The organism is Mitsuaria sp. BK037 (assembly GCF_014193045.1).
In the GTDB taxonomy this organism is placed as follows: Bacteria; Pseudomonadota; Gammaproteobacteria; order Burkholderiales; family Burkholderiaceae_C; genus Roseateles.
The window spans coordinates 1,339,109-1,350,615 of sequence record NZ_JACHYS010000001.1 but is presented as its reverse complement, the minus strand read 5'-3'; the positions used below and the strand labels follow the sequence as shown (position 1 = coordinate 1,350,615).

7 protein-coding genes are annotated in these 11,507 nt (G+C 72.5%); 1 reads left to right on the top strand and 6 read right to left on the bottom strand.

Translation table 11 applies throughout. The features are described from left to right. Nucleotides 1–25: 25 nt before the first annotated feature. The 6 genes from FHT37_RS05895 to FHT37_RS05870 form a co-directional block, all read right to left on the bottom strand. Complete coding sequence (locus tag FHT37_RS05895) at nt 26–3,529, bottom strand: amino acid adenylation domain-containing protein (protein WP_183479437.1); 3,504 nt, start codon at nt 3,527–3,529, stop codon at nt 26–28. A 4-nt stretch (nt 3,530–3,533) separates the two neighbouring features. After that, on the bottom strand, nt 3,534–8,303 hold the full coding sequence (locus FHT37_RS05890) for a condensation domain-containing protein (protein ID WP_183479435.1): 4,770 nt from the start codon (nt 8,301–8,303) through the stop codon (nt 3,534–3,536). 232 nt (nt 8,304–8,535) lie between these two features. Continuing rightward, nucleotides 8,536–9,285, bottom strand: a complete 750-nt coding sequence (locus tag FHT37_RS05885) for a thioesterase II family protein (RefSeq protein ID WP_183479433.1) — start codon at nt 9,283–9,285, stop codon at nt 8,536–8,538. A gap of 3 nt (nt 9,286–9,288) precedes the next feature. Further along, nucleotides 9,289–9,534, bottom strand: a complete 246-nt coding sequence (locus tag FHT37_RS05880; RefSeq protein ID WP_091724543.1) for an MbtH family NRPS accessory protein — start codon at nt 9,532–9,534, stop codon at nt 9,289–9,291. Between the two features lie 123 nt (nt 9,535–9,657). Next, nucleotides 9,658–9,903, bottom strand: coding sequence for a DUF4880 domain-containing protein (locus FHT37_RS05875; RefSeq protein ID WP_091724542.1), 246 nt, complete (start codon nt 9,901–9,903; stop codon nt 9,658–9,660). Nucleotides 9,904–10,037: 134 nt separating this feature from the next. Then, nucleotides 10,038–10,562, bottom strand: coding sequence for a sigma-70 family RNA polymerase sigma factor (locus FHT37_RS05870; protein ID WP_183479431.1), 525 nt, complete (start codon nt 10,560–10,562; stop codon nt 10,038–10,040). Nucleotides 10,563–10,677: 115 nt separating this feature from the next. Between FHT37_RS05870 and FHT37_RS05865 the strand changes: the two genes are divergently transcribed. Next, complete coding sequence (locus FHT37_RS05865; RefSeq protein WP_183479429.1) at nt 10,678–11,478, top strand: 4'-phosphopantetheinyl transferase; 801 nt, start codon at nt 10,678–10,680, stop codon at nt 11,476–11,478. Nucleotides 11,479–11,507: the final 29 nt, after the last annotated feature.

Sequence of the window (11,507 nt, the reverse complement as noted above, 5' to 3'; positions counted from 1 at the left end):
GTCGTTCATGGGTGCAACAGAGGGATCAGGGGGACGGCGTCGCGGTCTCGGAGGCCGTGGTCTCGGATGTCGCTGTCTTGGATGTCGCTGTCTGGGGCCCTGCGGTCTCGGACGTCTGCCAGTCGGTGGCGGCCAGGCGCTCGAAGCCCGAGGTGTCCCAGGGGCCGGCGCGCAGCGCGGCGGCCAGCTCGGCCACGGTCGGGTGGTCGAAGACCAGGCCGGGCTCGATCTCAATGCCCAGCAGCTTGCGCAGGCGCGCGACCAGGCGGATCACCAGCAGCGAATGACCGCCGAGCTCGAAGAAGTCCTCGTCGATGCCGATCGGGCCGCGGCCCAGCAGCAGGCCCATGCCTTGCGACAGGACGGTCTCGAGCGCGTCGCGCGGCGCGCCGGCGGATGCGGCCTGGACAGAGGCCGTCGGGCCGCTCGTCCCGTTGAGCGCGCCGAGCGCGCCAGGCACGACGACGGATGATGTCGATGTCGGGTTCTTGGTCGAGGGCGAAGTCAGGGCGGTCGCCACGAGCGTCGCGATGGCCGCGCGATCGAGCTTGCCGTTGGGCAGGCGCGGGAAGTCGTCGACGAGCATCACCCGTGCAGGGACCATGTGCGAGGGCAGCAGCGACTTCAGCGCCTCGCGCAGGCCGCCGAGGCCGACGTCGACGCCGGCGCCGTCCTCCGTCATGGCGACGCAGGCGGTCAACTCGATGCCGCCGGCGCCTGGGATCCCGAGCACGACGGCCTGGCGCACGCCGGGCAGCGTCAGCAGCGCGCCCTCGACCTCCGCCGGGTCCACGCGGAAGCCTCGCAGCTTCAGCTGATGATCCGCGCGTCCGATCAGGCGCAGGCCGCCCTCGGCCAGCACCTGCGCGACATCGCCGGTGCGGTAGAGGCGCTCGCCGGGATGGAACGGGTCGTCGACGAAGACCCCCGGCACCTCGCGACCCAGGTAGCCGCGGCACAGCTGCGGACCGCCGACATGGACCTGCCCCTGGGCGCCGGCCGGCACCAGTCGCATCGCCTCGTCGAGCACATGGACCCGGGTGTTGGGCAGCACCTGCGTCAGCGGCAGCGCGTCGGCGCCTTGCGCATCGGACGGGCGCACGCGGTGGACCAGCACGCCCACCGTGGTCTCGGTCGGGCCGTAGTGGTTGTGGATCACGGTGCCCGGCGCGAGGCGCCAGATGCGCTCGATCAGCGCGCGAGGCGCGGCTTCTCCGCCGAGCACCACGGTGCGCGGCAACCGCGGCGACCGGGCGTCCAGCAGCGCCTCCAGGTGGGACGGCACGATCTTGATGGCGTCGATGCCGCGCCCGTCGACGAAGCGGGCGAAGGCGTCCGCGTCCCGCGTGTCGGCGTCCTCGGCGATGACCAGGCAGGCGCCGTTAAACAGCGCGCCGAACAGCGCCGTGTTGCCCAGGTCGGCCACCACCGAGCTCGTCAGCGCCCAGCGGCGGCTGGCCGCCAGGTCCATCGCGGCCGAGCTGCCGACGACGTAATGGAGCAGCTGGCCATGCTCGATGGCGACGCCCTTGGGCTGGCCGGTCGAGCCCGAGGTGTAGAGCACATAGGCCAGATCGCCCAGTCCCGCGACGCTTGGCGGCATGTCGGCGTCGAGGGTGCACAAGTCGAGCGCCGGCTCATCTGCGGGGCTCAGGCCTTCGCCGGCGAGGACCGCCGCGCGGCAATGGAGCGCCACGTCGACCGCATTCGTGCCGCCGAGCGATGCGGCGTGCAGCACCAGCGCGGGCCGCGCGTCGGCGAGGAGCGCCTTCCGACGGACTTCCGGCCAATGGGGTTCCAGCGGCAGATACGCCGCGCCGGCGCGCCACGTCGCCAGGATCGCGACGATCAGGTCGGCGCTGCGAGGCAGGTTCAGCGCCACGAGCGCGCCCGGCGTCACGCCCAGCGAGCTCATCGCGCGGGCGAGCCGGTTGGCCCGCTGGTTGAGCGACCGGTAGTCGAGCGTCTCACCCTGCGCCTCCACGGCGGGCGCCTGTGGCGACAGCGCGGCCCACTCGGCGACATGCTGCGAGATCGTGAGCGTGCCCACGTCGCGTCGCTCGCCGCGCCAGGACAGCAGTGCCGCCCGCTCCGCCTCGCCGACGGGATCCAGCATGTGCATTGCCGCGTGGGGGTGGTCGAGCGCCGCGCGGAGCAGCGTATTGAACTGCCACAGCAGCCGCTCGACGGCCGCGCGTGAATGGCGCGTCCCGTCGGCGCTCAGCACCAGTTCCGGGCGCGGACCCCAATGCACATCGAGCGAGAGCGCGACATCGCTCTCCGGCAACTCGACGTCCGGAGCGGACCAGCCGGCTGCGGGCGGCACGGCCTCGCGCCAGCCGAAGATGGCCTCCCGATGCGCCGTGGTCGGTGGAGCATCGACCGGCCAGTACTCCTGGGCGTCCACGTGATTCGTCGCGATCGCCGCGCAATGCGCGAGCCAGTCGGAGAAGCGGGCCTCCGGGCGCGGCGTCATCGCCATCGGCAGGACCTTCTCGAAGAGGCCCATGCCGCCGCGCATCAGGTCGTAGTCGACGCGGCAGTCGTGCCGCCAGCCAGCGACGAATGGTTCGAAGCCGTTCAGACGCGCGAGGAGCAGCAGCCACACCGCGTGCAGCAGCCGTTCGGGTCCGGCCGCGCTGGCGCCGCCGTCGCCGTCGCCGTCGGCATTGGCATCGGTGAGACGGCGAACCAAGTCAGCCGGCAACGCCGCGCGAGCCTGGAGACGCCCCGCTCGTGGTGCGAGCGGCTTGGCGAGCCGAGGTGCCTGCCAGTCGGCGACGTTCAGCGCTCTCACGACACCCACGGCGCCCGTGGTGCTCGCGGCGACCGCGTCATCCGCGGTGCCAGCGAAGTGACGCTGCCAATAGGCATTGCCCGCCTGAGCCCCGTCGTCGCTCGCGAGCTCCGCGCGCCAGTCGACGTACTGCGCGTATTGGAAGTGCTCGGTGCCGATCGCATCGGCGGTTGCGATCTCGGCCACCCGTGCGAGCAGCGCGATCAGACTCCCGGCGTCGACCACCAAGGCGCTTGCGTGGACCGCCAGCACATGGCGCGCTTCACCGAGTCGCGCCAGCCCCGCGCGGACTACGCGCCCCTCATCGATCGCCAGCGGCGTCGCGAGTGCGCCCAGCCACGTGTGTAGCGCGCTGGCGCCCTCATCGCGTCCATGCCGCCCGCCCTGGCGTCCGTCCGCTCCGTCGGCCGTCGAATCGGCCGTGGAATCGGCCATGTCCGCGTCGCGCAGATCAGCGCCCTGCCAATCCAGCGCCGGTGTCGCGGGCAGCGACCATTGCCGCAGGCCGCGATAACCGTCCACGGCGCCGAAGGCCGTGCGCAGCAGGTCGTGCTCGGCCACCGCCTGCTCGACCGCCCGCCTCAGCGCGACGACGTCCAGCGGGCCGTCGATGCGGACCCACGCCGTCAGCGCCGCCGACGGATCCGCCAAGGCAACCGCCCGCTGCTCGGGGCTCAATCCGCTCGACGCCAGCGCGGCGGCGGCGATCTCGGGGGTGTGGACCGCGTTCATCGGATCACACCTCCCCGCCCAGCGCCGCGCGATCGAACATCGCGCCCATCGCCACGACGATCTTGCGCGGTCCCTCGTAGGGATCGCGCGCATGTGCCGCCAGCATGTTGTCCAGCATGATGACGTCGCCCTGACGCCACTCCAGCCGCACCGCGCAGGCCTCGTAAGTCGCGCCGACGACGGCCATCGTCGCGTCGGGGATCAGCGAGCCGTCGCCGAACATCACGTGTCGCGGCATCCGCTCCGGCCCCACCAGCCCGAGCAGGTCCTCGCGCACCTGCGCCTCCAGGCAGCTGACGTGATGCAGCTGCACCTGGTTGAAGAACACCCGTTCCCCGGTCAATGGATGCTTGACCACCGCCGGGCAGCGGGTGCGCGTCTGCAGCGTGTCGGCATCGAGCCAGCGGAAGCCGGTGCCGGCCAGCGTCAACCGCGCCTCGACCTCGGCACGGTCCGTGGTCTTGAAGAAGTCATGCCACGACACGTCCAGCCGCGGCGTGAAGGTGCGGACGTACAGCAGCCCTTTGCGCTCGAATTCGTCGACCAGGTCGGTGGGCAGGCGCCGCAGCATCTCACGGCAGTCGACGATGGGCGTCGCGCCGCCGACCGGCGACGGCAACTCGCAGAAGAACCACTGCTTGCGCGGCCAGCGCTCCAGGTGCGCGCTCTCGTTGTGGAACAGGATCATCTGCCGCTCGGGGTACGGCGTCGACCGGTAGGTGTTGCGACCGCCCTCCTTCTTCGGCAGGTCGCCATAGCCGCCGAACAGCTCGGGCTCGATGGTTTCGGCGAAGGCCTCGAACTCCTGCGGCGTCCGCAGCCCGAAGCCCCGCATCAGCAGGCCGCCATGCGACAACAGCAGCGACTCGATGGTGTCGCGATGCCGGCGCGCCCAGGCGACGGCATCGATGTCCGGACTGGTGGCCTCGACGATCAGCGGGAAGCGGCGATCCTCGGCCAGCGTGGACAGGCGCACGGCCGGCAGCGCGGGCACACCCGGCAGCGCGGCGACACCCGGCAGCGCGGCCATGGCGGGCGCGCCCGCCATGGCCGCCGTCGCTGCGCCCTTACCGAGCTTGGACAGCTTGTCGAGTTTGCTCAGCTTGTCGAGCTTGCCGGGCTTGTCGACGGCGGGCATGGGGAGGGAAGTCATGGTCGGCTCCTTGAAAGGCGGAGGAGAAGCAGGCGACAGGGCGCCCGGCACGGCGTCGAGCAGCGCGTCGATCGCCGCATCGGGCGCGGCCGCGGCGGCGCGCAGCAGCACGCGCCAGCCTTGCGCGAAGGCCTCGACGCTGGCGCGCTCGTACAGCGCCGCGGCGAAGACCCATTCGGCGCGCAGGCCGTCCGGCGTGTCGGTCACGAAGACGGCCAGGTCGAACTTCGAGGTGGCCGGCGGGCGCGACTCGAGTCGCAGGCTCAGCCCCGGCAGGTCCGTGCGCCCGGCCGGCGTGTTCTGGACGACGAACAAGGTCTGCACCAGCGGTCCATGTCGCCGCGTGCGCGGCACGCCGGCCGCGTCGACGATCTGGTCGAAGGGCATCGCGGCATGCTCGAAGGCGCTCAGGCTCAGGTCCCGCACCCGCGCCAGCCATTGGGCGAACGTGCCGCCGCCCTCGCGTCGTGAGCGCAGCGGCACGACATTGACGAAGAAGCCGATCAGGTCCTCGATCTCGGGCCGGTCGCGCCCCGCGACATCGGTGCCGATGACCAGGTCGTCGCTGGCGGCGCGGCGGTGCAGTGCCGCGAGGAAGGCCGCCAGCATCACCGCGAACGGCGTGCTGCCTTGCGCGCGGGCCAGTTGCCCGATGGCGTCGGCTTCCGCGCGCGGCAGCATCAGCTCGATCGCCTCCCCGGCCATCGACGCCACGGCCGGTCGCTCGCGGTCGGGCGGCAGCGTCGACAGCACGGGCGCGCCGCGCAGCGTCTCGCGCCAGTGCGCGGCGAGCGCGGGAAGCGCCGCAGCGAGCTGGCGCGTCTGCCAACTGGCGTAGTCGGCGTACTGGACCGGCAGCGGCGACCAGGCCGGTGGCCGGCCCGCCTGGCGCGCGGCATAGGCGGTGGCCAGGTCGCGGACAAAGACGGCCACCGACCAGCCGTCGAAGACGATGTGATGAACGCCCAGCAGCAGTGCGTGGCGCTCGGGCGCCAGCCGCAGCAGCGTCGCGCGCAGCAACGGGCCGTCGGCGAGCTCGAACGCGATGCCCGCCATCGCGGCGAAGGCCTCGTCCAGCATCGCGGACTGGCGAACCTCGGGAAACGCCGACACATCCGTCAGCGGGAGTTCGAGCGCGAACGGCGGCCGCGACACGGCCAGCGGCTCGCCGTCGTCGTTCTCGGGATAGACGGTGCGGAGCACCTCGTGGCGCTCGACGAGGTCGGTCATCGCCGCTCGCAGCGCTGGCAGGTCCAGCGGCCCGGACAGATGCAGCGCGGCCGTCATGTTGTAGGCCGGATGGGCCTGGCGATCGGCGCACGGCGTCAGCCGCTCGACCAGCCACAGCCGGCGCTGCGCCGGCGACAGCGGCATCGTGGCGCCCCGCGCGATGGGGACCAGCGGTGCCGATGTCGGCATCGCCTCGCCCCCCTGTCGCAGCGCCTCAGCCTCCTGCCGCAGCGCCTCGACCCGCGCGGCCAGTGCGGCGAGCGTCGGCCCCTGGAACAGGTCGCGCAGGGCCAGGCTCACGCCGAACCGCGCCGTCACGCGCGACGCGAGCCGCGCGGCGGTCAACGAGTTGCCGCCGACGGCAAAGAAGTGGCTTCGCCGAGTCAGGCGAAGGTCGCCGGCATCCTCGAGCACCTCGTGCCAGATCGCGGCTAGCGCCTGTTCGGTGTCGGTCAACGCCGCATCGCGCCCTGCATGGGTTCCGGCGTGAGGTCCCGTATCGCGCTTTGCATCGCTTTCCGCGTCCAGCATTGCGTCGGGCGCTGCATGGGGCGCTGCGTCGGATGCAGCGTCGAGCCTCCGAGGATCGGTGTCCTCCGCATCGACCGTGAAGCGCCCATTCGCATGCACCGCGTAGGCATCGAGGCTGCCGTCCTGCCAGCCGCGACGCGCTGCGCTGCGCTGGATCTTGCCGCTCGATGTCTTGGGCAGTCCGCCGGGGTTCAGCAGGACGGTCACCCTCGGCGCCTCGCCGCAGACCTCGCCGACCACCGCCGCGATCGCGGCGACCAGCGCCTGCGGCGTCACCGCTTTGCGCGTGGCGCGGGACACCTCGGCCGCGACACCGATCGCGTCGCCCGTCGGGCCGGGCACCGCGAAGGCCGCGATGCGGCCCTTGCGAACGAGATCCAGCCGGGTCTCGAGCGCGGCCTCGATGTCCTGCGGATAGAGGTTGTGGCCGCGGACGATGATCAGGTCCTTGATGCGGCCGGTCACGTAGAGCTCGCCGTCCAGCACGAAGCCCAGGTCACCGGTGCGCAGCCAGCGATCCGGCCCCTCCTCCACGAAGGTCTCGGCGCTGGCCTCCGGCCTGCCCCAGTAGCCCATCGCGACGCTGGGACCCTTCACCTGGATCTCGCCGATCTCGCCCGCGCCACGCACCGCGGCGCTGGACGGATCGACGATCCGCAAGGCGTGATCGGGCGCGACGGCTCCGCAGCCGACCAGGCGCTGGGAGCCGACGTCAGTGGCAACCTCCCCATCCTCCGGCAGCGGCTCAGCGATCCCCCGCTTCAAGGCCTCGCTCGAGAAAAGCCGCGACACCGCGCCGTGCGTGCGCTGGCTGCCGGTCACCAGCAGCGTCGCCTCGGCCAGCCCGTAGCTCGGCGTGACGGCACGCGCCGCGAAGCCGCAAGGAGCGAAGGCGGCCTGGAAAGCCGCGACGGTGTCGGCGCGAACCGGCTCGGCGCCCGACAGCGCGATGCGCCAGGCGCTGAGGTCCCAGGCTGGCGGCGCGTACCGGTCGGCGCGCGCGACGCGATCGGCGCACAGGCGATAGGCGAAGTCGGGACCGGCGGCCACCGTGCCGCGATAGCGGTGCATCGCGTCCAGCCAGCGCGTGGGTCGCGCGAGGAAGGCGGCCGTGGTCATCAGCACCAGCATCCCGCCAGCGTGCAGCGGCTGCAGCAGGCCGCCGATCAGGCCCATGTCGTGGAACGGCGGCAGCCAGCTGACGTAGACGTCCCGCGCGGTGGTGCCCAGCGTCGCCTGGATCGCGATCTCGTTGGCCATCAGGTTGCCGTGGCTGACCATCACGCCCCTGGGCGTGGACGTCGATCCGGACGTGTATTGCAGGAAGGCGATGTCGGCGGGTCTCGGACGGTGCGGACGCCACGCATCGGCGCGTTCGGCGGGGATGTCGTCGACGGCCAGCAGCCGCGCGGCGCCGGGCGCCGCGACGTCCTTGACGCCCTCGATGCCCTCGATGCCCGCGATGCCGGTGAAGACGCCGCCGTCGATGTCCGCTCGCGCGGCGAGGACTGCCGCCGCGCCCGCGTCGCGCGCGATCGCCCCGAAGCGCTCGAGGTGCTGCGGCCGGGCGGGCTCGGGCGGGAACACCGGCACCGCGATGAGGCCGGCGTACAGGCAGCCGAGAAAGGCGACGAGGTAGCCGTCCGTGCCCTCCAGCGCCAGCAGCACCCGCGCGCCCGGCGGCAGGCCGGCGTCCTGCAGCGCGGCAGCAACCGCCCGCGCGCGGCGCGCCAGCTCGGCGTAGCGCACGGGGCGGTCTCGGCCGTCGAGGCCGCCGTCGTTGAGCATCACGAGCGCGATGTCTTCCGGCCGCATGCGCGCGAGCTCATCGACGCGGTCGACGAGGGTCTCGGACGGCATTCCGGACGCCGTCGAGGCAGGCGCAGACAAGGCTCGCGGCGCGGCCATCGCGGCGTTATCCATCGCGGCGTTGTCCGTCGCGGTGGGGTCCGCCACGGTGGCCGGAGGAATCGGAGGAGCCGGAGAAAGGGACGAAAGGCTCTGCATCGCGGCAGTCATGTCGCGCTTCTTTCTGTGAGGAGGTCGGAGCGGCGGCGCCCGGCTCACCCGGTTGAACCGGACGGCCGCGCGCTCACGCGAAGGCGTCGGTCGCGGGGACGGCGCGCGCGCCGGCGGCGCTCAGGTGGCGGGCCAGCGCGGCCAGCACCGCGCCCTCCTGCTGCCGCACGAAGAAATGGCCGCCGTCGAACCAGTCCAGGGTCATCGGCAGCGTGGACTCGGCCGACCAGGCGGCCAGCCGCTCCGGCGCGATCTCGTCCTGGCGACCGGCCAGCACGTGCAGCGGCACCGGCAAGGGCGCGCGCGCCTCGTGCCGGTAGCTCGCGCACACGCGGTAATCGGCGCCCAGCACGTCCAGGGTCAGCCGCAGCAGTTCCGCGTTCGCGAAGACCTCTTCCGGCGTGCCGCCCTGGCGGCGCAGGTCGGCCACCAGCGCGGCCTCATCGCCGATCACGCGCTCCAGACGCGCCGTATCGCGCCGCGACGGCGCCGCGCTGCCGGAAGCGATCAGCGCCAGCGGCAGGCGCACGCCGCGCTCGCGCAGGCGCTGCGCCAGGCCATGCGCGAGCAGCGCGCCCATGCTGTGGCCGAAGAGCGCGAACGGCGTGGCCGGCGCCAGGCGCGGCGCGAGTTCCTCGCACAGCTGGTCGGCCAGCGCGTCGAAGTCCTCGACGAAGCGCTCGCCCAACCGGCCGCCCCGGCCCGGCAACTCCACCGGCGTGATCGCGATCCATCGCGGCAGCAGGCGCCGCCAGCGCAGGTACATCGTGGCGCTGGCGCCCGCGCAGGGCAGGCACAGTAGTTGGACGGCCGTCTCGGACATCGATCACTCCGCCGCGGCGGCGCTGCCCGACTCCTGGCGCGCCATCCACTCGCGCAGCGACTTCGGACGCATGTCGGTCCAGGTGCGATCCACGAAGGCCAGCACCGTCTTCTTGTCGCCGCGCACGTCCGGCACCACGGACCAGCCGCCGGGGACCGCCTTCCAATGCGGCCAGATGGAGTACTGGTCTTCGTGGTTGACGAGAACGATGAAGGTGTCGTCTTCGCGATCGAAGCAGCTGGTGGACATGGAAACGCCTCTTGCAGGATGGGTGATGCCGGCGCCCTCCGGTCGATCCGGAGATGGCGGCTTGTCCTGTGAAGACGTTTCAGCGCGGGAGATGTTCATGGCGCCCGCGCCGACCCTCCCGGGTCAGTCGCAGGGCTCGGGCGGCGCGGTCGTGGCGGTGCCGTCGCCGCGCGAGGCGCGCGCGGGCACCTGCCCCGCGAGGTCCCAGAGCCGCGCCGCCTGCCGATGGGCGCGGCGATGCGCGGGATCCTCGGCCAGCCAGCGTTCGAGTTCGAGCCGGGCGGCGGCGTCGAAGCGCGCGCGGTCGAATTCGCGTTGCACCCACGTCCAGGCGGCTTGCCAGACGGGATCGTCCTGCTCTTGTGTCATGGTGGGTTGGCGGCGGCGTGACCCGGAGTGAAAGACCCGGGGCCGGTCGGCCCCAGGCGCGGGAGCTTACTCCAGGGACGCATCGCGGCGCGCGCCGGGCGCGCTTGCGGCGAGCGACGGGCGCGCGATGCGCGTCAGTCGTCGGCCAGCAGGTGCCGGCAGCCCGCGATCGCGCGCGCGGCGTCGGCGATCCAGGCGTTCACCAGGCCCAGCGCGCAGCCCATGCGCTTGGCGATCTCGCGCTGCGTCAGGCCCTCGAGGCGGTAGAGCTCGAAGGCCTGCCGCGTCTGCGCCGGCACGCCGGCCAGCGCCCGGTCGATCGAGCAGATCACCTGCTTGTCGCGCATCTGTTGCTCGGGTGACGCGGTGTCGGGGATGTCCAACTCATCGGCCTCCACGTCGAAGCAGCGGTAGTTCGCCTCGACGCTGTGCTTGCGGCAGTAGTCCAGGGCCAGGTTGCGCACCACCCGGCTGCAGTAGCACAGCGGCCGGTCGGCCTGCCGCGGCGACTCGCCGTGGATCAGCTTCAGGTAGGCGTCCTGCAGCACGTCGTCCGCCTGCTCGGGCGTGCGGACGATGCCCTGCGCGATGCGCCGCAGGCGCGGCCGGTTCTCGATGAAGACGTGAGCCAGCGAGGGCTCCACGCACGGGGTGGTCATGACAGGACGGCTCCCTGTGACTTCGAGGTCACCTAGATGATAATAATTCTCAACAAGGCCGGACTCTACCGTCATCCGAGCCGATCTTTCCCTTTCCCGCCGATAAAAGAGGGACATGACACAAGCGCTTCATCCGGCAACAGATCGCGTCGAGCCGTTTCCGTCGCCGCCGCCCTCGTGCTGGGAACGGCTCGCGCGGCTGGCGCCGCATCGCCTGGCGGCCATCGAGGCCTGCCTGGCGCCCGCGCCGCATGCGCTGCCCGCTGGCATCGTCGGGCGGGGGATGGATCTCGAGCGGCTGCAGGCGCTCGCGCAAGACCTGGTACCGGCGCTGGTACCGCCCGCGTTGGAGCGGGCGAGCGCCTCACGGCAGCTCGGGCACCTCGGCGGCCGGCTGTGCGCGGAGGCGGCGATGGCCGCCGCGAGCGGGCGTCGCGTCGGCATCGGCATCGGCATCGGCATCGGCGAGTCCGGTGCGCCGCTCTGGCCGGCCGATCTGGTGGGGTCGATCTCCCACACGCGCGGCGGCGCTTGGGCCTGCGTCGGGCTGCGCCCGGCATGGTCGATGGTCGGCATCGACAGCGAATTGCTCGCCGATGCCGACGCCGTGCGCAGCATCGTCGAGCTGTGCTGTACCGCCGAGGAACGCCGGCGCTGGTTCCCGCGGGCACCGGACCCGCTGCTGGCCACCCTGCTCTTCTCCGCGAAGGAGAGCGTCTACAAGGCCATCCACCCGGTGGTGCGGCGCTTCGTCGAGTTCGACGAGGTCGAGCTGGTGGCGCTCGACGCCGGCCGCGGCGCGCTGCGGCTGCGGCCGGTCCCTGGCGGGTCGCTGGCGGCGCGCTTCGACGGCTTCGAACTCACCGCCGTGATCGCCGGCGACCAGGTCCACACCGCACTGGTCGCCGGCGCCTGACGCCGGCCTCGATGCGTTGATCGAAACCC